This window comes from Streptomyces sp. DSM 106670, from assembly GCF_055792845.1.
The window spans coordinates 2716828-2742791 of the sequence record NZ_CM147704.1; the positions used below are offsets into that span (position 1 = coordinate 2716828).

At 70.5% G+C, this 25964-nt stretch carries 20 protein-coding genes and 1 tRNA gene; 14 read left to right on the forward strand and 7 right to left on the reverse strand.

The window, feature by feature from the left end; all coding sequences use genetic code 11:
- The first annotated feature begins 62 nt into the window (after positions 1–62).
- Positions 63–377 (forward strand): hypothetical protein, encoded by a 315-nt coding sequence (locus ACSMXR_RS12010; protein WP_473171838.1) that lies wholly within the window; start codon positions 63–65, stop codon positions 375–377.
- A 106-nt stretch (positions 378–483) separates the two neighbouring features.
- Here the strand turns inward: ACSMXR_RS12010 and ACSMXR_RS12015 are convergent, their stop codons facing one another.
- From ACSMXR_RS12015 to ACSMXR_RS12025, 3 genes are all read right to left on the reverse strand, one after another.
- Positions 484–4827, reverse strand: coding sequence for a GH92 family glycosyl hydrolase (locus tag ACSMXR_RS12015; protein ID WP_473171839.1), 4344 nt, complete (start codon positions 4825–4827; stop codon positions 484–486).
- Positions 4828–5065: 238 nt separating this feature from the next.
- Positions 5066–5608 (reverse strand): DUF1707 SHOCT-like domain-containing protein, encoded by a 543-nt coding sequence (locus ACSMXR_RS12020; RefSeq protein ID WP_381849486.1) that lies wholly within the window; start codon positions 5606–5608, stop codon positions 5066–5068.
- Positions 5609–5661: 53 nt separating this feature from the next.
- Positions 5662–6108, reverse strand: coding sequence for a winged helix-turn-helix transcriptional regulator (locus ACSMXR_RS12025; RefSeq protein ID WP_137232886.1), 447 nt, complete (start codon positions 6106–6108; stop codon positions 5662–5664).
- A gap of 273 nt (positions 6109–6381) precedes the next feature.
- On the opposite strand from ACSMXR_RS12025, the gene ACSMXR_RS12030 reads away from it, so the two are divergent.
- From ACSMXR_RS12030 to glmS, 10 genes are all read left to right on the forward strand, one after another.
- On the forward strand, positions 6382–7809 hold the full coding sequence (locus ACSMXR_RS12030) for an MFS transporter (protein WP_137232885.1): 1428 nt from the start codon (positions 6382–6384) through the stop codon (positions 7807–7809).
- A gap of 139 nt (positions 7810–7948) precedes the next feature.
- Positions 7949–8608, forward strand: a complete 660-nt coding sequence (locus ACSMXR_RS12035) for a GNAT family N-acetyltransferase (RefSeq protein WP_473171840.1) — start codon at positions 7949–7951, stop codon at positions 8606–8608.
- A 122-nt stretch (positions 8609–8730) separates the two neighbouring features.
- A complete protein-coding gene (locus ACSMXR_RS12040; RefSeq protein WP_473171841.1) occupies positions 8731–9645 on the forward strand; it encodes a siderophore-interacting protein in 915 nt (304 codons plus the stop codon).
- Positions 9646–9802: 157 nt separating this feature from the next.
- Positions 9803–11251 carry a pyridoxal phosphate-dependent decarboxylase family protein gene (locus tag ACSMXR_RS12045; protein WP_137232882.1) on the forward strand — a complete coding sequence of 483 codons (1449 nt, stop codon included), beginning with the start codon at positions 9803–9805 and terminating at the stop codon, positions 11249–11251.
- Positions 11235–12512 carry a lysine N(6)-hydroxylase/L-ornithine N(5)-oxygenase family protein gene (locus ACSMXR_RS12050; protein WP_473171842.1) on the forward strand — a complete coding sequence of 426 codons (1278 nt, stop codon included), beginning with the start codon at positions 11235–11237 and terminating at the stop codon, positions 12510–12512. Before ACSMXR_RS12045 ends, ACSMXR_RS12050 begins: the two co-directional genes overlap by 17 nt.
- A complete protein-coding gene (locus tag ACSMXR_RS12055) occupies positions 12509–13078 on the forward strand; it encodes a GNAT family N-acetyltransferase (RefSeq protein ID WP_473171843.1) in 570 nt (189 codons plus the stop codon). The genes ACSMXR_RS12050 and ACSMXR_RS12055 overlap by 4 nt, the downstream gene beginning before the upstream one ends.
- Entirely contained in the window at positions 13075–14853 is a 1779-nt protein-coding gene (locus ACSMXR_RS12060) for an IucA/IucC family protein (protein ID WP_364884238.1), read from the forward strand. The genes ACSMXR_RS12055 and ACSMXR_RS12060 overlap by 4 nt, the downstream gene beginning before the upstream one ends.
- A gap of 120 nt (positions 14854–14973) precedes the next feature.
- Positions 14974–15855: a DUF4429 domain-containing protein gene (locus ACSMXR_RS12065; RefSeq protein ID WP_137232878.1), complete on the forward strand. Its 882-nt coding sequence runs from the start codon at positions 14974–14976 to the stop codon at positions 15853–15855.
- Positions 15856–15941: 86 nt separating this feature from the next.
- Positions 15942–16217 carry a hypothetical protein gene (locus ACSMXR_RS12070; protein ID WP_003968990.1) on the forward strand — a complete coding sequence of 92 codons (276 nt, stop codon included), beginning with the start codon at positions 15942–15944 and terminating at the stop codon, positions 16215–16217.
- 75 nt (positions 16218–16292) lie between these two features.
- Complete coding sequence (gene glmS / locus ACSMXR_RS12075) at positions 16293–18122, forward strand: glutamine--fructose-6-phosphate transaminase (isomerizing) (RefSeq protein WP_137232876.1); 1830 nt, start codon at positions 16293–16295, stop codon at positions 18120–18122.
- A gap of 136 nt (positions 18123–18258) precedes the next feature.
- On the opposite strand, the gene ACSMXR_RS12080 is transcribed toward glmS, so the two are convergent.
- Positions 18259–18780, reverse strand: a complete 522-nt coding sequence (locus ACSMXR_RS12080) for a universal stress protein (RefSeq protein ID WP_103507822.1) — start codon at positions 18778–18780, stop codon at positions 18259–18261.
- 882 nt (positions 18781–19662) lie between these two features.
- Between ACSMXR_RS12080 and ACSMXR_RS12085 the strand changes: the two genes are divergently transcribed.
- From ACSMXR_RS12085 to ACSMXR_RS12095, 3 genes are all read left to right on the forward strand, one after another.
- A complete protein-coding gene (locus ACSMXR_RS12085; protein ID WP_137232875.1) occupies positions 19663–20880 on the forward strand; it encodes a helix-turn-helix domain-containing protein in 1218 nt (405 codons plus the stop codon).
- Positions 20881–20890: 10 nt separating this feature from the next.
- Positions 20891–21496 carry an oligoribonuclease gene (orn, locus tag ACSMXR_RS12090; protein WP_030085331.1) on the forward strand — a complete coding sequence of 202 codons (606 nt, stop codon included), beginning with the start codon at positions 20891–20893 and terminating at the stop codon, positions 21494–21496.
- A 120-nt stretch (positions 21497–21616) separates the two neighbouring features.
- Positions 21617–21689, forward strand: a tRNA-His gene (locus ACSMXR_RS12095).
- Between the two features lie 95 nt (positions 21690–21784).
- Here the strand turns inward: ACSMXR_RS12095 and ACSMXR_RS12100 are convergent.
- The 3 genes from ACSMXR_RS12100 to ACSMXR_RS12110 all read right to left on the reverse strand — a co-directional run bounded on the left by ACSMXR_RS12100 (position 21785) and on the right by ACSMXR_RS12110 (position 25866).
- Positions 21785–22375 carry a lytic polysaccharide monooxygenase auxiliary activity family 9 protein gene (locus tag ACSMXR_RS12100; protein WP_218527381.1) on the reverse strand — a complete coding sequence of 197 codons (591 nt, stop codon included), beginning with the start codon at positions 22373–22375 and terminating at the stop codon, positions 21785–21787.
- Between the two features lie 186 nt (positions 22376–22561).
- A complete protein-coding gene (locus ACSMXR_RS12105) occupies positions 22562–24631 on the reverse strand; it encodes a TerD family protein (protein ID WP_473172370.1) in 2070 nt (689 codons plus the stop codon).
- Between the two features lie 197 nt (positions 24632–24828).
- Positions 24829–25866 carry a LacI family DNA-binding transcriptional regulator gene (locus tag ACSMXR_RS12110; protein WP_137232872.1) on the reverse strand — a complete coding sequence of 346 codons (1038 nt, stop codon included), beginning with the start codon at positions 25864–25866 and terminating at the stop codon, positions 24829–24831.
- Positions 25867–25964 lie beyond the last annotated feature (98 nt).

Below are 25964 nucleotides of genomic sequence, written 5' to 3' on the forward strand. Positions count from 1 at the left end.
CTTCTGCAGCGATCGGACGACAAGATTCAGCGGTCCGACACCTGTACTGCCTGGAGCAGAAAATGATCAAAAGGATCGTCGGGGCGCTGCTGCCCGTCGTCAGCCTGGGGCTACTGTCCTTCGCCCCGTTCCTCTATCTCATGCTCACCCGTAAAAGCGCCCGCAGCCGTGGACTGTTCGCCACATTCACCGCCGCTACCGTCGTCGAGGTCGTCCTCATCGCGGTCGTTGGAAACGACACCAAGGAAAGCACCGCCGACTTCCTCGTCGGCGTCTACATCGTGGTCCTGGCCGTCGTCGCCGCGGTCCTTGCCTTCGTCGAGCTGCGCGCCGAAGGCAAGGAGACAGCGGCCGTTCCCGGCCGCGCCTACCTCTGATCGGACAGCTCTCACCCGCGTCGAGGGAAAGCACAGACGTCACGATGAGCCAAAAAGGGGTGCGGCTGTCCGCGTCGGACGACCGCACCCCTTTCCGGGCGGGACCCTACTGGCGGCCCGGCACCGCCACCCCGTCCTCCGTCACGTACTTCACGCCCGCGTCGTTCTTCGTGATCGTGAACGCGTCCAGGGTCTCCCCCACCTCCTTGTCCGTCGTCGACTTGTCGTCCCACTTGGCGCCGATGACCGCCTCGTACCGGATCGTGTTCTTCGTGACCGTGATGCCCTGGAACGTCGACGTGTGGGCCGCGCGGGCCACCTGGGTCGCGCCGTTGCGGGTCCAGACGTTGTCGTCGGCCGGGGACAGTTCGTAGTACTTGGGGCCGGCCATGGCGACCGCGTAGACCGGGCCCGTCGTCACGCCCGGTGTGTCCGTCGCGTCCGCGTTCACGTAGCCGCGGGCGTACACGTGGTCGTGGCCCATCAGGACCAGGTCGATGTCGTTGCGCTGGAAGACCGGCAGCCAGGCGTCGCGGATCGGCTTCTCGTCGCGGCCCACCGCCGCCGAGAAGACCGGCTGGTGGAAGGTGGCCACCGACCACTTGTTGGGGTTGTTCGCCAGGATGTGGTCCAGCCAGCGGGCCTGGAGGTCCAGCCACAGCTTCTGCGGGTCCGGGCAGTCGACCGAGCAGGACGGGAGGTCCGGCGGGGTCATCAGCTCGCGGGCGTCGTGCGTGCTCGCGTTGAGGGTGATGAAGCGGACGTTCTGGTAGTCCGTGTAGTACGCCGTCTCCACGATCGACTTCGCCATGTGGGCCTCGTATGCGGCCCGTTGGCGTTCTGCCGGGGTCTCGTCCTTGGCCGGTACGGCGGTGGGGCCGTTCGCCGGGTACGCGAACGTGGACTTCCACGTCTTCAGGAACAGGTCCGCGTTGTACTCGTGGTTGCCCGGCGCCGCGATCACGTTGGTCGTCTGGCTGTGGCCGTTCATCGCGCCGAACCACTCGTCCCACAGGCCGTCGTTGCCGCCCGAGTCCACCAGGTCGCCCGCGTTGACGCTGCCGATCGCCTTCGGGAAGCGTTTGTACGCCTGGTCGACGACCGGGGCCCACTTCGCCTTCAGATCGTTCTGGGCGTCGCCGAAGTAGAGGAACGTGAACTCCTCGCCCGGCTTGCCTGCGGAGGTGAAGGTGTAGCGGTCGCTCAGCTTGTCACCCGTGCCCACCCGGTACTCGTACGGCGTGCCCGGCTTCAGGCCCGCCATCACCGCCGAGTGCGTCCGGGTCGGGACTCCGCTGCTCAGCAGCTCCTCGTTCGTCGTCGCCTTCGCCTTGCGCCAGGCCGCGTTGGAGCCCTTCTCGCGGTACTGCGCCTCGCCGCTCGTCGTGCCGCTGCCCGTCCGCCACGTCACCGCCTGGGAGGTGGAGGGGGTTTCCGTCGGGGTGAGGACGATGCGCTCCGGGGTCACGCCCGGCGCTTCCAGGTCCGGGTTGGTCGTCAGGGCCACGTCGAAGATGTGCATGATGCCGCGGTCCGTGCCCTGCGGCAGGGTCACCGCACGTACCCGCTTCTTGCCGTCCAGCACCTGCGGGACCGTGCCGAAGACCACCGTGCGCGTCGTGTCCGACGTGCCGTTCACCTTGTTGCGGCCCTCCGTGGCCACCAACGGGACGTTGCCGTAGAGGTAGTTGGTTCCGGGCGTCCAGTCCGTGAACTGCACCGCCACGTTCTGCGTCGAGCCGTCCTCGTACTCCACCGTCGCCAGGCCCTGCGAGGGGCCGTTCGTCGCCAGGCCGAGGAAGGAGATGCCCGTCGCCTTGACGCCCTTGCCGTTCCGGCCCGCGAGGTCCACGCGCTGGCCGTGCGGGATCCAGTTGTCCGGCTCGGCCTGCCGCGCCTTCGGCCAGGTGAAGGTGACCCCGGTGTCGCCCAGCGGCAGCTTCGCACCCGGTGCCGCGCCCGCCGCCGCCAGCTTCTCGCGGGAGAGGGAGTTGTCGCTGAGGTCGAGCGAGCCCAGCTTGCCCTGGCCGTCGGGGGTCGAGCCGATGTTGTTGCGGGTGTCCGAGCCCTCCGTGTACGAGGGCGGCACGTCGGCCGCTCCCGTGCCCCAGGTCTTCGGGGTCTCCCCCATCGTGAAGGTCAGTACGCCGCCCGACCGCGCGAAGTCCTCGTTCAGCCAGGACTTGGTGGTGGACTTTCCGTTGACCTTCAGGCCGGTCACATACGGCTTGTCGGCCGCCGCGCCCGCCGCCTTGATCGTGATCCGGCGGTCGCTGTCCGCGCTGTCGATCGTGACCTTGTCGAACATCGGCGAGCTGAGCACCAGGTTCGCCGTGCCGTACACCGCCGGGTTCATCCCGAGGTTGGCCCACACGTACCAGGAGCTGAGCGAGCCCAGGTCGTCGTTGCCCGGCAGACCCGACGGCGTCGTGCCGTACATCTCGTCCGTCGCCCGGCGCAGCACCTCCGACGTCCGGTGCGGCTGCCGCAGCCAGTTGTAGACGTACGGCATCGAGAAGCTCGGCTGGTTGGAGAGGTACGCGCCCGTGGTGTTGTAGACGCCCGCGTCCAGGGCCTTGGTGTGCTCGTCGAGGTCACGGGTGACGGCCTCGACGCCGCCGCGCTTCTCGATCAGCGTGCCGATGTTCTGCGGGACCATCCAGCCGTACTGGTAGCCGGTCGCCTGCTCGAACTGGTTGCCGCGCTCACCGAGGTTGAAGCCCCGGTCGAAGCCGTTGCGGCCACGCGGGCGGATCCGCTGCGTCTCCGGGTCCAGGAGGTTCTGCCAGTTCTGTGCCCTGGTCATGAACTGCTCGTGGGTCGCCTTCTCACCCAGGCGGTCAGCCAGTTGGGCGATCGCGAAGTCGTCGATGGCGTATTCGAGGGTCTTCGACGTCGCCGAGTCGCCCTTGCCGTTGTCGATGAAACCGGCGCTGAAGTACTGCTGCGCGTGCGCCCGCTTCGTCGTGTCGGCGGGCAGCTGCTGCGTCTTCCGCATCGACGCCAGCGCCGCCTTGCGGTCGTAGTCGACACTGCCGAACGCGTCGATCGACGACAGCACCACCTGGAGCGAGTCGCCGCTCATCTTCTGCTGCGACTGGTTCAGATGCGGCCAGTTGGGCCACGCGCCCGTCTGCTTCACCAGGTCCACCAAGGACTGGTTGATGTCCGAGCCGACCTTCGGGAAGAGCAGCGCGATCAGCTGCGCCTGCCCCCGGTACATGTCCCAGCCCGCATAGGTGACGTAGTGGTGCCGGCCGGCCGCCACCTTGCGGACCTTGCCGTCGTGGCCCGGGTACTGGCCGTTCACGTCGTCGGAGATGTTCGGGTGGAGGAGGGAGTGGTAGAGCGCCGTGTAGAACTTCACCCGCTCCGACTTCGTCCCGCCGGTGGCCCCGACCGTGCCCAGCGTGTCCTTCCAGACCTTCGCCGTCGCCTTCCGCACCTGGTCGAAGGTCCGGCCGCCGGTCTCCTCCTCGGCGTTGCGGGCCGCGTTCGCCACGCTGACGTAGCTCAGCCCGGTCCGCGCGGTGACCGTCGCGCCCTTCGGGAAGACGAGGTACGCGCCCGAGCCGTGCTTGGCCTCACCGCCGCGCGCGCTCGCCGCGCCCGGGGTGACCTCGCCGCCCTGCCAGGTGCCGTACGAGGTGAACGCGCGGTCGAACGTCGAGGAGAAGTAGGCCCGGTAGCGGCCGCCCTCGTCGCACACCGACGCCGTCTCGACCCAGCCGCTGACCGTACGGCCCTCGACCTTGACCTCGCTGTCGAAGACCCGGTTGTTGGAGCCGGCGACGTCCAGGATGAGGGTGGAGGAGTCCTTGCGGGCCGGGAATTCGTACCGGTTGACGGCGGTACGCGTCGTCGCCGTCAGCTCCGTCTCCACGCCGTTGCCGAGACCGACCGTGTAGTGGCCGGGGGCCGCCGTCTCGTCGCGGTGGTCGAAGTCCAGGTAGTACGGGTCGATCTTCGCGCCGGGGCTGGTCGGCAGCGCGCCGTCGTCGAGCGTGCCCGTGTACGGCAGGACCGGGAAGTCGAAGGCGCTGAACCGGCCCTCGCAGCCGGTGCCGGACAGCCGCGTCATCCCGAAGCCGCGGATCTTGTCGGCGCTGTACTCGTAGCCGCCCTTCTGGTCGCCGTCCGACGAGCGGTACGTGGTCGGGCTCGACTGGACCATGCCGAACGGGGTCGTCGCGCCCGGCCAGGTGTTGCCGTACGCGCTGTTGCCCTTGTTCTGCTTCGGGTCCAGCTCCGTGCCGATGAACGGGTCGACGGCGTCGTACGGGCTGATGGCCGAGGCGCGCGGGGCGACGTCCGCGGCGGTGACGGTGGCCGTGGCGGGGGCCAGGCCCGCGACGAGCGCGCCCGACGTCAGCGCGGCCACGGCGACGGCGCGCAGCCGCCCCCGTCTCGGCCGGGGCGGCGGGTGGGCGGCGGCGGTGGGTTCCCGCATGAGCGGTCCTCTCGGGGGCGACGGAAGCAGGCAGAAGCGTGCGCTCCGGGGCGGGAGGCGGACAGCGATGACAAGCGATGACAACGTTGTCCAACTCCCGTTCGGGCGCGTGCACCACAGTGCTCGGCACAGTTTTCCCGGAGTGGGCCGCCAGGGGAAGACCTGACCAACAGGCCGTTTCCCGCGATCACTCGCGCCGCGCGCCCCGGAGGCCTCGGCTCCGTCCGGCCCGGAGGCCTCAGCGCCAGGCGTGGCGGATCTTCAGCCGCCCGTATCCCATCGCCCCCGAGAAGCGGATGCGCGGCGCGTCGGGGCGGCTCGGCTGCCTGGGCTTGTAGCGCAGGTCCTTCCACCCGGTGGTCAGGCCCTCGACCTCGACGATCGCGTCCCGCGGCACCGTGACGCTCGCGTTGCCGGTGCCGAGGCTCAGCTCGATGTCGATGACCGGGTGTTCGAGGATCGCCCGGGACAGGTCCAGGCGCACCCGCCCGAAGGCGGACTCGACCTTGAGGACCCTGGGCACCCGCCAGGCCCCGCGCCGCTTGATCCGCCCACCGGCGGCGGCGATCGTCGACGTGGTGCCCGGGTCCTCCGCCGGGAGCGGATCCAGGGCCGCGGCAAGCTCGCCGTGGGTCGTGGCGGCGAGCACCTGGCCCAGGCGACCGTCCATCTCCTCGTGCGAGATGCGTTCCTCGGCGTACGCCTCCCGCACGCGCCGCACCGCGCTCTCGCGGTCGTCCTCGCCCACGCGCGTCGAGTCGCTTCGCTGAGGTGTGGTCACCGCTTCACCCTAATGCGGCGGCGGCCGGACGGACATGGCGCTGCCGTGCGGTCTCAGGAGACCGACGCCGCCCCGGCCTCCTGACGGCTGTCGTAGTCGGCACGCGCCTTCGCGATCTCCTGCTGGTGGCTCTCGGTCCAGTCGACGAGCGACCTGATCGTCGTGTGCAGGGTCGCGCCCAGCTCCGTCAGCTCGTACTCCACGCGCGGCGGGACGACGGGGTAGACCGTGCGCCGCACCAGACCGTCGCGTTCGAGCTGGCGCAGGGTCACCGTCAGCATGCGCTGACTGATGCCTTCGATGAGCCGGCGCAGTTCGGAGAAGCGCAGGGTGCGGCGTTCCAGGTGGGCGATGGCGAGGAGCGACCACTTGTCCGCGACGCGGTCGAGGATCTGCCGTACCTCGCAGCCCTCGCGGACGTCCCACTGGCTGATGTCGTAGTCCGGACCGGCGGCGGTATCCGCGCAGTGACTCGGTGACTTCGAAGTGCCTTCTTCCATACCGCCCCACGGTGCCGCAAGCTTCGAGTGGTTACAAGAGGGAACCGACCGGCAATCCGGTAACTCATCTCTGTTTCGCGCTGCTTGAGGCCATGGCGCGCGCATCCCGTTCCGTACGACCGCCGTTGGCGGCTGTTCGGCGTGCCCGCTTCGCCGTGGCCTCCTCGCCGTGGCCGCTTCGCCGCGCCCGCTTCACCACGCCCGTTCCGTTCGCGTACAAGGAGAAGTCCCGTGTCCTCATCACCGTCCCTTCCGAGACCGCGCAGTGACCGCATGACCGGGCGTGCCTGGGGTGTGCTGCTCGTCCTGTGCGGCGCGATCTTCCTCGAAGGCATCGATGTGGCCATGCTCAATGTGGCCCTGCCCGCGATCCGCGAGGACCTGGACCTGTCCACCGGCACGCTCCAGTGGGTGATGAGCGCGTACGTCCTGGGCTACGGCGGCTTCATGCTGCTGGGCGGACGGGCGGCCGATCTGTTCGGCCGCCGGCGGATGTTCGTCCTCTGGCTCGTGGTGTTCCTGCTCTTCTCCGGGCTGGGCGGGCTGGCCACCGAGGGCTGGATGCTGATCGCCGCCCGCTTCGTCACCGGGGTCGCCGCGGCCTTCATGACCCCGGCCGGTCTGTCGATCATCACCACCGGCTTCCCCGAGGGGCCGCAGCGCAACAAGGCCCTGCTCGTCTACGCGGGCACCGCAGCGGGCGGCTTCTCCATCGGTCTGGTCGTCGGCGGGCTGCTCTCCGCCGTCGACTGGCGCTGGGTGTTCTTCGCGCCGGTCATCCTCTCCTTCGGCATCCTGCTCGCCGCCCTCGCCCTGATCCCCGCCTCGCCCCGCCCGGACCGCACCGGCAAGGGCGTCGACCTGGCCGGCGCGGTCACCGTCACCGCCGGAATCCTGCTCCTCGTCTTCGGTGTCGAGCGGGCCTCGCACGCCTCGGCCGGCTGGACCGTCGGCACGATCGGCGCGGCCCTGCTGCTCTTCCTCGCGTTCGTCCTGATCGAGCGCGCCTCGTCCTCGCCGCTGGTGCGCCTGGGCATCTTCCGCAGCGGGGCGCTGGTCCGCGCGAACGTGTCGGGGCTGCTGTTCGCCGCGGGGTTCTTCGGCTTCCAGTTCATCGCCGTGCTCTACCTCCAGGAGCTGCGCGGCTGGTCGTCCCTGCGGACCAGCTTCGCGCTGATCGTCATCGGTGTGGACGCGGTCCTCTCGCCGCTGCTCACCCCGAAGCTGGTGGCCCGGTTCGGCAACGCCCGGGTCATCTTCGGCGGGCTGCTCGTCGCCTCGCTGTCGTACGCGCTGTTCCTGCCGATCGCCGCCGACTGGACGTACGCGGCGATGTTCCCGGGCCTGCTCCTTCTGGGGGTCGCCTTCTCGCTGGTCTACGGGCCGCTCACCATCACGGCCACCGACGGCATCGCCGAGGAGGAGCAGGGTGTGGCGGGCGGACTGCTCTACACCTCCTTCCAGTTCGGGGCCGCGCTGGGGCTGTCCGCGGTGGCCGCCGTCAATATCGCGGCCACGGACGGGAGTTCGCCCGCCGCCCTTCTCGACGGTTACCGGGCGGCCCTGGTCGTCCCGCTGGCCGCCGCCCTGATCGCCGCCGCCGTCAGCGCGTTCGGGCTGCGCACCCGGCGGGCGACGACTCCGGGCAGCACCCCGGCCGACGTCGGCGGGGTCGAGCGGCCCGCCGGGGTCGGGGCCTGAACGCGCGGAGGCAGGAGCTGAACGCGGGGGCGCGGGGGTACGGCCGGGGTCGCCCGGGCGTACCCCCGCCGCTGTGTGCCGCCGTGTGCCGCCGCCTATTCGGTCGACACCCCTCCCCCGGGTCCGGCAGAGTCCCGTCATGGACCACAAGGAGATCACCACCCTCCGGCACTGGCCGCTCTACGGGCTTCGCCTCCGTACCCCGCGCCTCGAACTGCGCCTGCCCGGACTCGAACTCCTCGACGAGCTGGCCTCGGTGGCGGCCGACGGGGTGCACGATCCGGACCGTATGCCGTTCACCGTGGCGTGGACCGACGGTTCGCCCGAGGCCGTGGGGCGGGCGGTGTTCCAGCATCTGCTGGGGACCGTGGCGGGCTGGTCCGTGGACGACTGGACGCTCAGTCTGGCGGTGCTGCACGAGGGGAAGGTCGTCGGGCGGCAGGATCTGATGGCGCGCGACTTCGGGGTGCGGCGGCAGGCGGAGACCGGGTCATGGCTCGGACTCCCGTACCAGGGCCGGGGGTTGGGTACGGAGATGCGTGCCGCCGCCCTTCACCTCGCGTTCGCCGGGCTCGGCGCGCAGTACGCCGTCTCGGCCGCCATGACCGACAATCCGCGTTCGCTCGGGGTCTCGCGACGGCTCGGGTATGCGGACGACGGCCTGGAGACGGACGTCGTGCGCGGGGCTCCCGTCACGCTGCGGCGGTTGAGGCTGGACCGGGCCCGGTGGGAGGCGCACCGGAGTGTGGACGTGACGATGGAGGGGCTCGACGGCTGCCGGGCGGAGTTCGGGGCCTGAGGAAGGCGTGTCGGCGACCACCCCCGTTATCAAGCAAGGTTAGGCTAACCTTCCTTTGGATCGCCCCAGCCGGAAGCCGGGCCCGTCCGCCCGCCGCTCCGGCCCGTCCGGAGGAGCCCCCGTTGACGTCGACGACCGCCACCACTCCCGAAGTCGCCCCGTTCCGGCTCTTCGACCTGACCGTTCTGCGGACCAGGCGACTGGGCCCCTCCATCCTCCGGATCACCCTCGGCGGCCCGGGAATCGAGGGCTTCAGCGGCGGGGGCCGCGATCAGAGCCTGTCGGTCCTGCTGCCCCGCCCGGGGCAGAACGAGGCCGTGGTCCCAGCGGGCGGGAGCGGGACCTGGCACGAGAAATGGCGGGCGCTGCCCGAGGGCGAGCGGGCGGTGATGCGTACGTACGCCGTACGGGCCCAGCGGCTGCGGGCCGACGGTTCGACCGAGGTGGATCTCGACTTCGTGCTGCACGGTGACGGCGGGCCCGCCTCCCGCTGGGCGCGGGCGGCCGCACCCGGCGACCGGCTCAAGGTACTGGGGCCCGCGATGGCGGACAACACCGCTGTACGTTTCCGTCCGCCGGCCGACACCGACTGGGTGCTGATCCGGGCCGACGAGACCGCTCTGCCCGCCGCGGCCGCCGCGCTGGAGTGGCTGCCCGCGGGGTTGCCGGCCCGGGTCTGGCTGGAGATTCCGTGTACCGAGGACCGGCAGGCGCTGAACACCGCGGCGAAGGCCCGGATCAGCTGGCTGGTCCGGAGCGAAGGGGCCGTCCGCGGCGTGGAGGCCGTGCGCGCCGCCGAGCTGCCCCGGGGCACTCCGTACGCGTGGATCGCGGGCGAGGCGTCCGGGGTGCGGGCGCTGCACCACCATCTGGTGCGGGAGCGGGGCTTCGACCAGGAGCGGGTGACGTGCACGGAGTACTGGCGGCGCGGGCTCAGCGAGGAGCAGTCGCGGGAGGCGGCGGCCCTGGCGAGGACCGTCGGGAGCGGGGCCACGGATCGCCCGGAAGAGGAACACGAGGGTCAAGTAGCGGGATAGGGGCAGCAAAGCGGACAAGCCGCCCACCCTCAGGGGGTGCGGGGAATGATCGATTCCGAGTTAGGTTAGGCTCACCTTACTTCGGCATCGCGCCCTCGTCCCCCCTTCCTGCCCGGAGGGCCGCGATGAAGTTCCCCTCACCCGGGAGGACCCTTTTATGCGTGCGCACCTGCTCAACAACACGACTGCGGAGCACTATCGGAGCACCGTCTCCGCAGGAGTGGAACGGGTAGCGGCCACTCTCGCCGCCACCGATCGCCCCTTCAGCGGGGTCGGTGTCGACGAGCTCTCCCCCGTCGTCGACGCGATCGACCTCGACCGGCCGCTGGGCGATGCCGCCGCCGCCCTGGACGAGCTCGGCGAGGTCTACCTCCGCGACGCCGTCTACTTCCACCACCCCCGCTACCTGGGGCACCTCAACTGCCCCGTCGTCATACCCGCCGTGCTCGGCGAGGCCGTGCTCTCCGCGATCAACTCCTCCCTGGACACCTGGGACCAGAGCGCGGGCGGCACCCTCATCGAGCGCCGGCTGATCGACTGGACCACCGAGCGGATCGGGCTCGGCCCGGCCGCCGACGGGATCTTCACCAGCGGCGGCACCCAGTCCAACCTCCAGGCCCTGCTGCTGGCGCGGGAGGAGGCGAAGATCCGGCCGGAGCACTTCACCCGGCTGCGGATCTTCACCTCCGAGTGCAGCCACTTCAGCGTGCAGAAGTCCGCCAAACTCCTCGGCCTCGGCCCGGACGCGGTCGTCTCCGTACCCGTGGACCGCGACAAGCGCATGCAGACCGTGGCCCTCGCCCGCGCGCTGGAACAGTGCGTCGCCGAAGGAGCCGTGCCGATGGCCGTCGTCGCCACCGCCGGCACCACGGACTTCGGCTCCATCGACCCGCTGCCCGAGATCGCCGCGCTCTGCGAGCAGTTCGCCGTCTGGATGCATGTGGACGCCGCGTACGGCTGCGGACTGCTCGCCTCCCGTGAGCGCGGCGGCCTCCTCGAAGGCATCGCGCACGCCGACTCGGTCACCGTGGACTACCACAAGTCCTTCTTCCAGCCCGTCAGTTCCTCGGCCGTGCTGGTCCGCGACCGGGCCACCCTGCGCCACGCCACGTACCACGCGGAGTATCTGAACCCGCGCCGGATGGCCGAGGAGCGGATACCCAACCAGGTCGACAAGTCCCTCCAGACGACCCGCCGGTTCGACGCGCTGAAGCTGTGGATGACGCTGCGCGTCATGGGCGCGGACGGGATCGGCGAGCTGTTCGACGAGGTCTGCGACCTGGCCGCCGAGGGCTGGCAGCTGCTCGCCGCCGATCCGCGCTTCGACGTGGTCGTCGAGCCGCAGCTCTCCACGCTCGTCTTCCGCTACATCCCGTCCGGTGTCACCTCCCCGGGCGACATCGACCGCGCCAACCTCTACGCCCGCAAGGCGCTGTTCGCCTCCGGCGAGGCGATCGTCGCGGGCACCAAGGTGGGCGAGCGCCAGTACCTGAAGTTCACCCTGCTCAACCCCGAAACGACCGTGCACGACATCGCCGCGGTCCTCGACCTGATCTCCGGCCACGCCGAGAAGTACCTGGGAGACTCCCTTGACCGCGCTTCCTGAACCCCACGACTTCATCGGGATCGGGCTCGGCCCGTTCAACCTCGGCCTCGCCTGTCTGACCGAGCCGATCGACGAACTGAACGGTGTCTTCCTGGAGTCCAAGCCGGACTTCGAGTGGCACGCCGGAATGTTCCTCGAAGGGGCCCATCTCCAGACGCCGTTCATGTCGGACCTGGTCACCATGGCCGACCCGACCTCGCCGTACTCCTTCCTCAACTACCTGAAAGAGCGCGGCAGGCTCTACTCCTTCTACATCCGGGAGAACTTCTACCCGCTGCGCACCGAGTACAACGACTACTGCCGGTGGGCCGCCGGGAAACTGAGCAGCATCCGGTTCGACGAGACCGTCGAGACGGTGACGTACGACGAGGGCTCCGGGCTCTACACGGTGACCACCGTCTCCGGTGAGGCGTTCCGGTCCCGGCATCTGGTCCTCGGCACCGGAACTCCGCCGCACATCCCGGACGCCTGCCAGGGGCTCGGCGGCGACTTCCTGCACAACTCCCGCTATCTGGGCGGGAAGGCCGAGCTCCAGAAGAAGAAGTCGATCACCCTGGTCGGCAGCGGGCAGAGCGCGGCGGAGATCTACTACGACCTGCTCTCCGAGATCGACACCTACGGCTACCGGCTCAACTGGGTCACCCGTTCCCCGCGGTTCTTCCCGCTGGAGTACACCAAGCTGACGCTGGAGATGACCTCCCCGGAGTACATCGACTACTTCCACGCGCTGCCCGAGGAGACCCGCTACCGGCTGGAGACCGGGCAGAAGGGGCTGTTCAAGGGCATCGACGGGGAGCTGATCGACGCGATCTTCGACCTGCTCTACCAGAAGAACCTGCCGGGCCCCGTGCCGACCAGGCTGCTCACCAACTCCGCGCTCGTCAGCGCCCGTTACGACGAGGAGGGCGGTGCGTACAGCCTCGGTCTGCGCCAGGAGGAGCAGGGCAAGGACTACGAGCTGACCACCGAGGGCCTGATCCTCGCCACCGGCTACCGCTACGAGGCGCCCGCCTTCCTCGCGCCGATCGCCGGCCGGCTGCGCCACGACAGCCGGGGCCGCTTCGACGTGGCCCGCAACTACAGCATCGACACCACCGGGCGCGGGGTCTTCCTCCAGAACGCCTCGGTGCACACGCACTCGATCACCTCGCCCGACCTCGGCATGGGCGCCTACCGCAACGCGTACATCATCGGCGAACTGCTCGGCCGCGCGTACTACCCGGTCGAGAAGTCCATCGCCTTCCAGGAGTTCGCCGTATGAACCGCCCCGACAAACACGCTTCCGGCACCATCGGCACGTTCACCGTCCGGCCGCTGGACCCCGCCGCCGACGCCGCGCTGGTGCACGGTTGGGTGACCCACCCCAAGGCCGCGTTCTGGCTGATGGGCAACGCCGAACTCCCGGACGTGGAGCGGGAGTACCGCGACATCGCGGCCCACCCGCACCACGACGCGTTCATCGGGCTGTACGACGGCGAGCCCGCCTTTCTGATCGAGCGCTACGACCCCACCGAGGTCGAGCTGAAAGGGCTGTACGAGGCGGAGCCCGGCGATGTCGGGATGCACTTCCTCGTCGCCCCCACCGACACCCCGGTGCACGGCTTCACCCGGGCCGTGATCACCGCCGTGATGGATTTCCTGTTCGCCGACCCGTCGGTGCGCCGGGTCGTCGTCGAGCCCGACGTGACCAACAGCGCCGTCCAGGCCCTCAACAAGGCCGTCGGCTTCGAGGTGCTCCGGGAGATCGCCAAACCGGAGAAGGACGCACTGCTCAGCGCCTGCACCCGTGAGCAGTTCGAAGCAGCAACCGGAGGTAACGACCGATGACGACCGCCCTCACCGACAGCGTCGCCCACCTCTCCCCGGGGCGCTGGGCCACCGCAAACCGACTGCTGGTACGTAAAGCACTGGCGGAATTCAGCCATGAGCGGCTGCTGGCGCCCACCCCGATCGGCGACGACCGTTACACCGTCCGTAGCGACGACGCCTCCACCGAGTACCGTTTCACCGCGCGCCTCTTCGCCCTGGACCACTGGCAGGTCGAGGCCGAGACCATCACCCGGCACCGGCACGGCTCCGAACTCCCGCTGGACACGCTGGAGTTCTTCATAGAGATGCGGCACACCCTCGGGATCTCCGAGGAGATCCTGCCGGTCTATCTGGAGGAGGTCTCCTCCACCCTGGCCGGAACCGCCTACAAACTCACCAAGGAACCGGCCACCTCCCGCCAGCTCGTCGCCGCCGGCTTCCAGGCCATCGAGACCGGGATGACCGAGGGCCACCCGTGCTTCGTCGCCAACAACGGGCGGCTCGGCTTCGGCGTGGACGAGTACCGGGCGTACGCGCCCGAGACCGCCGCGGAGATCCGGCTGGTCTGGCTGGCCGCCCGCCGGGAGCGGGCCACCTTCACCGCGGGCGCCGGTCTCGACTACGACACGCTGATCACGGACGAGCTGAGCGAGGCGACCCGGAAGCGGTTCGACGGCGCCCTGCGCGGGCTCGGCCTCGACCCGGAGGACTACTTCCTGCTGCCGGTCCACCCCTGGCAGTGGTGGAACAAGCTCGCGGTCACCTTCGCCGGAGAGCTGGCCGAACGGCATCTGGTGGTGCTCGGCGAGGGCGAGGACGGCTACCTCGCCCAGCAGTCGATCCGGACGTTCTTCAACGCGGACCACCCCGAGAAGCACTACGTGAAAACGGCGCTGTCCGTGCTCAACATGGGCTTCATGCGCGGGCTCTCGGCCGCGTACATGGAGGCGACCCCGGCGATCAACGACTGGCTGGCCGGCCTCGTCGAGCGCGACGACCTGCTGCGCGGGGCCCGGTTCTCGATCATCCGGGAGCGCGCCGCGATCGGCTACCACCACCGGTCCTACGAGGCGGCCACCGCCAAGGGCTCCCCGTACCGGAAAATGCTCGCCGCCCTGTGGCGCGAGAGCCCGGTGCCGGGCCTCCAGCCGGGCGAGCGGGTCGCGACGATGGCCTCCCTGCTCCACACCGACCACGAGGGCGGCTCGGTGGCCGGGGCGCTGATCGCCGAGTCGGGGCTGGACCCGCAGGCGTGGCTGCGGCACTACCTGGACGCCTATCTGGTGCCGGTGCTGCACAGCTTCTACGCCTACGACCTGGTCTACATGCCGCACGGCGAGAACGTGATCCTGGTCGTGGAGGACGGCGTCGTCACCCGGACGATCTTCAAGGACATCGCCGAGGAGATCGCGGTGATGGACCCGGACGCGGTGCTGCCGCCGCAGGTCGAGCGGATCCGGGCCGAGGTTCCCGAGGACATGAAGCTGCTGTCGGTCTTCACCGACGTCTTCGACTGCTTCTTCCGTTTCCTGGGCGCGGGGCTGGCCACCGAGGGCGTCCTGGACGAGGACACCTTCTGGCGGACGGTCGCCGCGTGCGTACGCGACTACCAGGAGTCGGTGCCGTATCTCGCGGACAAGTTCAAGCAGTACGACCTGTTCGAGGCCGAGTTCGCGCTCTCCTGCCTCAACCGCCTCCAGCTGCGCGACAACCAGCAGATGGTCGATCTCAACGACCCTGCCGGTGCGCTGCAGTTGGTGGGGCGCCTGAAGAACCCGATCGCCGGGTTCTGAGCCCCGGCCGCCCGGTCGTGGCGGCCCTTGTACCGGTGAGCGCCCGGGGACGGTCCCCCGGGCGCTCACCCTCGTCTCCTGACTCCGTCGGCGGCGCGGCGGGCTGGCAGAATCGCGGCCATGGCGGAAATCATCCAGCGGGACGGAACGTGGACGTTCGACGGCGACACCGTGCGCATCGTGCCGGGCGGAAAGGCGCACCCGGTCCGGCAGGCGCTGGGTGAGACGGCCGTACCCCTGGAGGCGGTGGCGGGCATCTCCTTCGAGCCGGACCGCAAGGGCGGGCGGCTGCGGCTGCGGCTGCGCGGCGGCGCCTGCCCGGTGCTGCGGGCCGCCGACGGCCGGCTCAAGGACGGCGCCGACCCGTACGCCCTGACCGTGGAGAAGGACCGCACGGGGGTCGCGGAGTACTTCGTCGACGAGGTCCGCAACGCGCTGCTGATCGAGCAGGTGCCGGACGGCCCCGTGGACCGTTTCCTGCTGCCCGGCCCCGCCCTGCCGGTCTCCGGCGGGGGCGGCGACGGCACGGCCTCCTTCGACGGCGAGACCGTCCGGCTGACCTGGAACTGGAAGGCCGAGGAGTCCAAGACCTCGGCCGGTCCGACGTCCTTCCCGCTGTCGCGGATCGCGGGCGTGCGCTGGCTGCCCGCGATCGGGCTGGAGAACGGCTATCTGCGCTTCGAGCCGGCGGAGGGCCCCTCCGCCGCGCCGCCGAAGTACGACACGTACTCCCTGGACCTGTGGGGGATGTCGAAGAAGGAGTACACCGCGGTGGTGGTCGCGGCGGCGGTGCTGATGCGGCTGCCCGGGGCCCGTGCGGTGCCGGCCGCCCCGGAGGCGCCCCCGGCCCTGACCAAGGCGGCCGGGCCCGCCGCCCCGCCCGCGGGCGACCACGACGCGCTGCTGCGGCGGCTGCGGGAGCTGGGCGAGCTGCACCGGGCCGGGGTCCTCACCGACGAGGAGTTCAGCACCGCGAAGCAGGCCGTTCTGCGCAGCATGTGAGCCGATCCGGGGGCTTTTAGCGACTCCCCTGCCCGATATCGGGCAGATTTCTTGCGTAACCGCGCCCCGGCACGCAATATCGACGGGTGCTGGAACGCCGCTCGTCGCACGACGACCTCATCGACCACCTCGTACGCTCCACCGCGCTCCAGCGCGGTGAGGCGGCCCGGGTGATCCTCGACGTGCTGGCGTACTTCGACGAGAGCACCGACGACTTCGTCCGCCGCCGCCACCGCGAACTGCAGTCCGGCGGCCTGGTCAACACGGAGATCTTCGAGCGGATCGCGGCCGAGCTGCCGCACCGCGCCGTGGCGCCGCCGGAGCTCTCGCTCCGCCAGCTGCGCCGCATCGTCTACGGCTGAGCGGGCCGGGCGCCCGTGCGCGGGGCGCCACAACGCATGCAGATACGTGTACGTCGATGGAGGGGCAGAGAATCCATGTGCGGGATCGTCGGATACATCGGGAAGCGTGACGTCGCTCCGCTGCTGCTGGAAGGGCTGCAGCGGCTGGAGTACCGGGGCTACGACTCCGCGGGCATCGTCATCACGAACAAGGCCGCGGCGGGCAAGCCGGGCACGCTGAAGATGGTCAAGGCCAAGGGCCGGGTCCGCGAGCTGGAGGCCAAGGTCCCCAAGCGGTTCGCCGGCACCACCGGCATCGCGCACACCCGCTGGGCCACCCACGGCGCCCCGAGCGACGAGAACGCCCACCCGCACCTGGACGCGGAGAACAAGGTCGCCGTCGTCCACAACGGGATCATCGACAACGCCTCCGAGCTGCGCGCCAAGCTCGTCGCCGACGGCATCGTCTTCCTCTCGGAGACCGACACCGAGGTGCTGACCCACCTGATCGCCCGCGCCCAGGCCGAGACCCTGGAGGAGAAGGTCCGCGAGGCGCTGCGCCACGTCGAGGGCACCTACGGCATCGCCGTGCTGCACGCCGACTTCAACGACCGCATCGTGGTGGCCCGCAACGGCTCCCCGGTCGTCCTCGGCATCGGCGAGAAGGAGATGTTCGTCGCCTCCGACGTCGCCGCCCTGGTCGCCCACACCCGCCAGGTCGTCACGCTCGACGACGGCGAGATGGCCACCCTGAAGGCCGACGACTTCCGTACGTACACCACGGAGGGCTCAACCACGACGGCCACGCCGACCACCGTGGAGTGGGAGGCCGAGTCGTACGACATGGGCGGCCACGACACGTACATGCACAAGGAGATCTCCGAGCAGGCCGACGCCGTGGACCGGGTGCTGCGCGGCCGGATCGACGACCGGTTCTCCACCGTGCACCTGGGCGGCCTCAACCTGGACGCGCGGGAGGCGCGCGGGGTGCGCCGGATCAAGATCCTCGGCTGCGGCACCTCGTACCACGCGGGCCAGATCGGCGCCCAGCTGATCGAGGAGCTGGCCCGGATCCCCGCCGACGCCGAGCCGGCCTCCGAGTTCCGCTACCGCAACCCGGTCGTGGACCCCGACACCCTGTACGTCGCGGTCTCCCAGTCGGGCGAGACGTACGACGTGCTGGCCGCCGTCCAGGAGCTGAAGCGCAAGGGCGCCCGGGTCCTCGGCGTGGTCAACGTGGTCGGCTCCGCGATCGCCCGGGAGGCCGACGGCGGTACGTACGTCCACGCGGGCCCGGAGGTCTGTGTGGTCTCCACCAAGTGCTTCACCAACACCGTGGTCGCCTTCGCACTGCTCGCGCTGCACCTGGGCCGGATCCGTGACCTGTCGGTCGCGGACGGCAAGCGGATCATCGACGGACTGCGCCGGCTGCCGGAGCAGATCAGCGAGATCCTGGCGGGCGAGGACGAGATCAAGCGGCTGGCGGCGGAGTACGCGGACGCCAAGTCGATGATGTTCATCGGCCGGGTGCGCGGCTATCCGGTGGCCCGTGAGGCCTCGCTGAAGCTGAAGGAGGTCTCGTACATCCACGCCGAGGCCTACCCCGCCTCCGAGCTGAAGCACGGCCCGCTCGCGCTGATCGAGCCCGCGATGCCGACCGTGGCGATCGTGCCGGACGACGATCTGCTGGAGAAGAACCGCGCCGCGATGGAGGAGATCAAGGCCCGCAGCGGCCGCATCCTCGCCGTCGCCCACCAGGTGCAGGAGAAGGCCGACCACACCATCGTCGTGCCGAAGAACGAGAACGAGCTGGACCCGATCCTCATGGGCATCCCGCTCCAGCTGTTCGCGTACCACACGGCCCTCGCGATGGGCCGCGACATCGACAAGCCGCGCAACCTGGCGAAGTCCGTGACGGTCGAGTAGACGGCTCCGCACGGACGTTGGGCCCCGTACCGTCACGAAGACGGTGCGGGGCCCAACGCGTGCCGTTCCAGGGCTTCCTGGCGGCCACTCAGGTCGGCTCAGGTCGCTCGGGTCTCGTGCGGGCCGTGCGGGTCGCTCAGGGGATGACGATGACGGGGCGTTGCGCGCGGCGGGCGAGGCGGCCGGCCACCGATCCGAAGATCCGGCCGACGATGCCGTGCGTGGAGCCCACGACGATGGCGTCGGCGGCGTACTCCCGGCCGACCTCCTCCAGCTCGTGGCAGATGTCGCCGCCGCGCTCGACCAGCACCCAGGGCACCTCGGAGAGATAGTCCGCGCAGGCCAGTTCCAGGCCGAGGACCTCGGTGCGGTGATCGGGGACGTCGACGAAGACGGGGGGCTCGCAGCCCGCCCAGACCGTGGTCGGCAGCCGGTTGGCGACATGGACGATGATCAGGCCGGAGCCGGAGCGTCCGGCCATGCCGATGGCGTAGGCGAGAGCCCGCTCGCTCGACATGGAGCCGTCGAAACCGACCACGACTCCGTGCCGGAAGGCGGGATCGCACGCATGGCGTGCTTCTTCGACCGTCCGCGGCTCCGACCCGGGGTCGGCTACCGGCTTGCGGTCTTTGGGTTCAGGGATTTCGTGACCGGCCATCGGTGTCTCGGCGAAGAGAGTCCTCGTGAGGAGGGAACGGTTTCGAGAGGTGCATCAGCAGGTGGTGAAGCTCTGTCCGGGAATCATCTTCCCAACCCCATACCCCCAAGGGTACGGCGTCATACCTCCACCGCCCAGACCCCCGCAAAAGCGTGCGCGACGCTGGAGGGAGCATGCCCGAGGCTGTCCGGGATGGCAATGCCGGATGTGTCGTACACGGGCCTCGGAGGCGTGGAACACCGTCGGCCGTCCTGTTTTTCACGACGCCCTCCGGCCCCCCGTCGTACCGCCCTCCGGCACCCGCACCCGGTCCCCGTTGGCCACACCGCCGCCGGCCCATCACCCCGAGGAGTGACTCCGCTCCGCCCTCGGCCCCGACCGCACCGCGACAACCCGCCGCACCCTTCCCCCGGCAGCCCGAACCCGCCATGGTTCACCGCGATCAGGGAGCGCACCGGCGCGGCTGCCACAGGCCGGTTGTGCGCCCGGCGTGACCGGATACAGCACACACAACCGATAGTTTTCAGCCAACTTCACCTGAGGCCCGAACCCTTCGCCGTATGGCCGGACACCCCACCGCCCACCAGGCAGGAACGGACCGCGCGGTACGCTTTCACCCGACGCGGACGGGCCACGTTGTCGAAGGGCACTTCCCTGTGCGCTTCGCAGGTGAAACGCTTCGTGATCGAACGCTTCACGCCACGTTTCCTTATCGACATTGAGCTGGTGGGGGAAGGTGTCACGGCGGGACCACGCGACGCAGTAGATTCGATCTTGGAAATCGGAGACTGGGGACACGTGCGACACCGAGGGGAAACGTGCAGGAGCGACAGGCCCGTAAGGACCAGGGAGACGCGAACACCGAGGGGGGCTTAGCGTCTCATGAGCCAGGACTCCGCCGCCGCGACGGAGGCCGCACGCAAGCTGACCGGGCGGCGACGCCGGGAAGTCGTTGCCGTGCTGCTGTTCAGCGGCGGCCCTATCTTCGAGAGCTCCATCCCGCTCTCCGTTTTCGGAATCGACCGGCAGGACGCGGGAGTTCCCCGCTACCGCCTGCTGGTCTGCGGTGGCGAGGAAGGACCGTTGCGCACGACCGGTGGGCTCGAACTCACCGCGCCGTACGGCCTGGAGGCGATCAGCAGAGCAGGCACCGTGGTGGTGCCCGCCTGGCGGTCGATCACCTCGCCGCCGCCCGCCGAGGCACTGGACGCGCTGCGGCGCGCCCACGAGGAGGGCGCCCGCATCGTCGGTCTGTGCACGGGAGCCTTCGTGCTCGCGGCCGCCGGCCTGCTGGACGGCCGGCCGGCCACCACGCACTGGATGTACGCACCGACGCTGGCCAAGCGCTATCCGTCGGTGCACGTCGATCCGCGCGAGCTGTTCGTGGACGACGGCGATGTACTCACCTCCGCCGGAACGGCGGCGGGTATCGATCTCTGCCTCCATATAGTCCGCACCGACCACGGCACGGAAGCCGCCGGGGCACTCGCCCGCCGGCTCGTCGTGCCGCCGCGGCGCAGTGGCGGGCAGGAGCGCTACCTGGACAGGTCTTTACCGGAGGAGATCGGGTCCGACCCGCTCGCCGAGGTCGTGGCCTGGGCGCTGGAGCATCTGCACGAGCAGTTCGACGTGGAGACGCTCGCGGCGCGCGCCTACATGAGCAGGCGGACCTTCGACCGCAGGTTCCGCTCGCTCACCGGCAGCGCACCGCTCCAGTGGCTGATCACCCAGCGGGTGCTTCAGGCACAGAGGCTGCTGGAGACCTCCGACTACTCGGTCGACGAGGTCGCCGGCCGCTGCGGCTTCCGCTCACCGGTCGCGCTGCGCGGGCACTTCCGCCGCCAGCTCGGCTCCTCCCCCGCCGCGTACCGGGCCGCCTACCGGGCCCGTCGTCCGCAGGGGGTGGCGGAGAGCGCCGCGACGGTGGTCGAGACGATGGTGCCCAGCCAGGGGCCGCCGTCCGGACGCCGGGGCACGCCCGTGTCCTCCGCACCCGTCGCCGTGGCGGCGTCGGTGGGGCCCGGGGAGCACTCCCTGCCGGGTCCTGACGCGTACGTTCCCGGTCGCCCGGCCCTGCCGGGACAGCGGAGTGCCCCGTAGGGTGGGGCTCATGAACGACCGCATGGTGTGGATCGACTGCGAGATGACCGGGCTCTCGTTGGCGGACGACGCACTCATCGAGGTGGCCGCCCTGGTCACCGACTCGGAGCTGAACGTGCTCGGCGAAGGGGTGGACATCGTGATCCGCCCGCCGGACGCGGCCCTGGAGACCATGCCCGAGGTGGTGCGGCAGATGCACACCGCCTCGGGCCTGCTCGACGAGCTGGCCGGGGGCACCACCCTGGCGGACGCCGAGGAGCGGGTCCTGGCCTACGTCCGTGAGCATGTGAAGGAGCCCGGCAAGGCCCCGCTCTGCGGAAACTCGGTCGGTACCGACCGCGGGTTCCTGGCGCGGGACATGCGGGATCTGGAGAGCTACCTCCACTACCGGATCGTGGATGTGTCCTCCGTCAAGGAGCTGGCCCGGCGCTGGTATCCCCGGGCGTATTTCAACAGCCCGGACAAGAACGGCAACCACCGGGCGCTGGCGGACATCCGTGACTCCATCACGGAGCTCCGCTACTACCGGGAGGCGGTCTTCGTGCCGCAGCCCGGCCCGGACTCCGAGCGCGCCAAGGAGATCGCGGCGCGTCTGGCGGCTCCGGCCGCACCGTAGGAACCCGCTGGTCACGGGCGCGGACGCGCCCGTGGACCGGCCCCGGGAAACAGGGGCGCGAGCACCCTCCCGGACCCTGTACACTTTTTCTCGGCCGGTCGGAAACGACCGGGCGACATGGTGGGTATAGCTCAGCTGGCAGAGCACCTGGTTGTGGTCCAGGATGTCGCGGGTTCAAGTCCCGTTACTCACCCTGAAGGAAGGGCCCCGGTCTTCGGACCGGGGCCCTTCCGCGTACGCGCTCAGACGGTCAGTCGCTCGGACGGTCGAACGGTTCGGACGGTCAGGTCAGAACGTGACGTCGGAGCAGGCGTAGAAGGCGTTGCCGGTGTCCGCGATGGTCCAGACGCCGAGGATCAGGTGCTTGCCCGACTTCTGCGGCAGTGCGCCGGCGTGCGTGACGGTGGAGCCGGGCTGACGGCCGCCGAAGGGCACGGTCAGGAAGGGCTGCGGTTCCAGGTCCGCCCGGGTGAGGGGCTTCGCCGGGTCGTAGCCGTCCTTGGTGACGTAGTACCGGAAGTCGGTCGTGGCGTGCCGGGCGGTGATCCGCCAGCGGAAGGTGTGGCTCGCCCCGGCGCTCACCCGGGAGGCGGGCCAGGCTCCGCCGCGCGGGTCGTCCAGCTCGGCGAACCGCTGGTTGCCCCCGGCGCAGATCAGACCGTCGCGGGGACCGGCGGCCGGGAAGCCCTTGGGGCCCTCCACGCTCGGCGGCTCCCACTGGATCTGCCCGCAGTCGCGGACGGTGCCGTCACCGCAGAGCTGCTGCCTGCTGACGGGCGAGTCGGTGTACCCGTGGCTCTGTGCGCTGCCGGAGGTGGCCAGCAGGGAGACCCCGGCGATGCCGAGGCCGAGGAGTAAGGACGTGATCTTTCTGCGCATGTGGTGCTCCTGTGTGAGGGGTGGAGCGTGCGGACAGATGGACCGGTGGCCGGACCGGCGACGGCTCGTCGCGCTTGGTCTAGACCAAGACTGAGGCTAGGGCCGGAATCATGGTCATGTCCATACCAATGAAGACGGCGGCGAAGGGCCCCGAACGGCCGCCGTCCGGCCGTCCGGGGCCCCGGGTCAGACCGCCGGCGCCTCCACATGGGCGACGACCTGGGCGTGGAAGCGGTCCACGGCCTCGTCGACACTGCGGATGAAGCCGGTCTCGGCGCTGCCCCGGCCGTTGCCCATGCCCTTGAACAAGGAGAGCCGGAAGCCGGTGATCCGCGCCCCGTCCTTCGGGAGGAGGTCGGCGGGCTCCGGGCGCAGCCGCTCCAGGGTGCCGCGGGGGCCGGGGCCCTGGCCGTCGACGAGCGTCTCGATGTGCAGGTCGGCGGGGGCCTCGGCGAGCCGCCGGACCAGCCGCTTCGCCCGGGTGAGGGGGTAGCCCGTCTCCTCGGCGGGGACCTCGATGGACGTACGGAGCTTGGCGGTACGCAGATCGGCGGTGATGGCCAGGACGCCGGGCGTGCCCTCGATGCGGATCTCGGCGTTCAGCCTGCCCTGCTCGCAGAGGTGGTCGGCCAGCTCGGCACGGCGGGCGCCCGGGTCGGAGCCGCGCCGGGCGCGCTGGACCGGCAGGACCTTCTGCCCCAGCTCACCGCCCAGCCGCAGACACACCTGCCGGACCAGCCGCTCCCAGTTCTCGATGACCTCCAGGGCCCGGGCATCGCCCTGGCACAGGGTCTCGTCGTCGATGCCCCGGCGCACGGGCACCCAGGCCGCGCCCATGTTCTGGAAGCCGTGGCAGCCGGAGTTCTCGTGCTGGAGGTACAGCAGCAGCTCCTGGAGCAGCCAGGCGTGCGCGGCGTTGCCGACCCCCTCGTGGCGGATCAGCATCTGCGCCTGGTGCACGACCTCCGCCCAGGACAGATGCCAGAGCGCCACCTTGTGCTTGCGCCGCCGGTCGATCCGCACGTCGACGAGCGGGCTGCCTTCGAGTGCGACGTCGTTGGACAGGGTGATCACGGCCTCGTAGCCGCGCCGGGCGGCGATGTCCATGTACGCCTGCACCTGGTCGGGCTTGAGCGCGTTCCCGTTGGTCTTGGTCTCGACGAGCGCGGTCCACAGCTTGCCCGCCCGCTCGACCCGGACCACCCCGTCCGGGCGGCGCGGCGACTCCCCGTGCGGCAGGGTCACTTCGGTGTACGTCTCCATCCGGCCCGCCGGTGCGCCGAATCCGGCGGTGAGACGGCGGCCGAACTCCGGCACCTGGGCCATCACGGACAGCACGACGGAGGTGGCCCGCGTCTCGCGCTCACGGTCGCTCTTGAGCGCCGACACGGGGAACAGCCGGGCGGACCGCCACGACTCGTTGTCGGCGAGGCTCTTCTTGGCCGTACGGGGAAGGGTGACCTTCTTCTTCGCCGTACGCGGGCGGCGAGCGGGCTTCGGTACGGGGGCGGGGTCGGCGGGCCCCGGCACGGCGGGAGCCTGCGGTGCGGCCGGGGCCGCGGCCGGGGTCGTCGCCCTGATGCCCCGGCTCTGGGCGGGAACCACCACGGACGGCTCCGGCGCGTCCGGTCCGGTGACGGCGGGCGGCTCCGGCGCGGACGCTTCCGCTTCCGGCCCCGCTTCCGCCTCCGGCCCCGCTCCCGGCGGCTCCTCCGCCGCGTCGTCGTCGATGTCGACGCCGTAATCGGTGGCCAGTCCGGCGAGCCCCGAGGCGTAGCCCTGGCCGACGGCGCGGAACTTCCACTCCCCCGAGCGCCGGTACAGCTCGCCGAAGATCACCGCACTGACCTCGTCGGCCCCCTCCACGGCGAACCGGACCAGGCCGTCGCCCGCGCTGTCCGCGAGGGTGAGGCGGAGGTCGTCCAGTTCACCGAAGCGGGAGCCGGCGTAGCGGCTGGCGGCGACGACCACCTTCTCGATCTCCTGCGGAACGGCGTCCAGATCGAAGCTGATCCGGTCCTCGCTGCCGTCCGCCGTGGGCGTCTTGCCGAGCAGCTGAACGCTTCCGTTGCCGGCCACGGGGTTGTTGTAGAAGCAGAAGTCGACGTCGCTGCGGACCTTGCCGTCGCCGTCGAGCAGAAGTACCGAGACATCGGCGTCGCCCTCGCCCGTGGCGCTGCTCCACCCCAGGCTGACCACCACGGAGCCGACGTCCTCGCTCAGCGTCGCGAGACCGACGTTGGCGCCCTTGACCATCTCGTGCACGAGGCCCCCCAGATGCACAGCCGCCCGGAACGCACTCCGGCAGCCCGCTGCGTGACGTGTGTGGTGCGTCACACATTCGCCGTACTCCGCGAACATTAGCCGCCGGAGCCCGAGAGCGTGAAGAACTTGTGAAATCCGGAGGTCAAGCCACCGTAAAGACGGTCAGGGAGGACAGTCCCGGAGGGCGGTCACGAGGATTCGCGGACCACCAGTTCTGTGGGCAGCACCACCGAAGGGCGCTCGTCGCCCGGCGCGCGGCCCGCGATCTCGTCCAGCAGGAGCTGGGTCATACGGCGGCCCATCTCCTCGATGGGCTGGCGGACGCTGGTGAGGGGCGGGTGCATATGGCGGGCGACCACCGAGTCGTCGAAGCCGATCAGCGCCACGTCCTCGGGGATACGGCGGTCCGCCTCGCGCAGGACCTGGCGGGCCCCGGCGGCCATCACGTCGGAGGCGACGAAGACCGCGTCCAGATCGGGGCGGCGGGCCAGGAGGTCGCGCATCGCCCGCGCGCCACCCTCCTCGGTGAAGTCGGCGGGGGCGATGAGGCGTTCGTCGGGGGCCAGGCCGGCGGCGGAGAGGGCCGCGCGGTAGCCGTCCAGGCGGCGCTGGGCGCCGTAGACCTCTAGGCGGCCGGTGATCGTGGCGACCTGGCGGCGGCCCCGGGAGACCAGGTGTTCGACGGCGGCGCGCGCGCCCTCGAAGTTGTCCGAGTCGACCGAGGGCAGCGTCTCGGCCGCGTGCCGGGCGCCGCTGATCACACAGGGCATGCCCAGCTGTTCCAGGAGCTCCGGCAGCGGGTCGTCGGCGTGCACGGCGACCAGGAGGACCCCGTCGACGCGGTGGGCGGTGAGGTACTGGGCGAGGCGGCGGCGCTCGCGGTCGTTGCCGACGAGGGTGAGGAGCAACTGCATCTCGGTGTCGGCGAGGGCCGCGCCGACGCCGCGCACGATCGCGGAGAAGTACGGCTCGGCGAAGAAGCGGGTCTCCGGCTCGGGCACCACCAGCGCGATGGCGTCGGTGCGGTTGCCCGCCAGGGCGCGGGCGGCGCGGTTGGGGACGTATCCCAGCTCGGCCACGGCCGCCTCGACCGCCTCCCGGGTCGCGTCGCTGACCCGGGGCGAGCCGTTGATGACCCGCGAGGCGGTGCCCCGGCCGACCCCGGCCCGGGCCGCCACCTCTTCGAGCGTGGGCCGCCCGCCGCTCCGTACTCGCGCTGCCGCCATGGCTGCCTCCCCGTTCCCGGTCAATTTCTCACAGCCGTAACGTCAATCCAAGTCCTGGATCGATCACCTCGACGAGCGTACGGACAGTGTATTGGGAG